1 protein-coding gene is annotated in these 527 nt (G+C 55.0%); it reads right to left on the reverse strand.

All coding sequences use genetic code 11. The features are described 5' to 3' along the window. Positions 1-485, reverse strand: a 485-nt coding sequence (locus tag ACQV2Q_RS08940; RefSeq protein ID WP_428882526.1) for a hypothetical protein, incomplete at its 3' end; no start/stop codon positions are given. Between the last annotated feature and the right edge of the window lie 42 nt (positions 486-527).

The raw sequence follows: 527 nt of genomic DNA on the forward strand, positions 1-527 counted from the left end.
TCCGCTAAGTCTTTCTGAAGCTGAGGATCTGGCGTGACGCTTGAAGTCAGCTCCGTCTCACACAGCGGGCATTTCCTCATTTGCAGCTTTGCCGCGACATTTGCACTAACCCGCTTATCAGCTGTATTGCAAACTTCGCAACAGGACCGCACCAACGCGGTGTGCACCAAGGGGTGGCTCTCTGGTGCCCCCCCACTGATGAGGCGGTCGAATACCTCTGAATATGCCGCGCGGTAAGTAGTTACCTCTGCGTTGAGCTGCGTGGCTTTCAAATCGATATCGCTTAGGCGCTGCTCGCACGCCTCCGCTGCCCGAACAGCCGCATCAAGCGCGTCATTAACGGCCGCATACTCGTTTCCATCGGCTTCAATGGCTCGCTCAATTTCAGGCGAAAGCCTCGAAGACTGCTCCAGTAGGTCAATGCGTTTGGTCAGATTGTTGACTTGAAACTGAAGATTCCGCCCCCACGATCCCGCTTTCTCCATTTCCCTATTGACGTGATCTGCTCGTGCAGCCTCTTGAGGATC

The sequence above is a fragment of the Facklamia sp. P12950 genome (assembly GCF_050409465.1).
Lineage (GTDB): Bacteria > Bacillota > Bacilli > Lactobacillales > Aerococcaceae > Facklamia.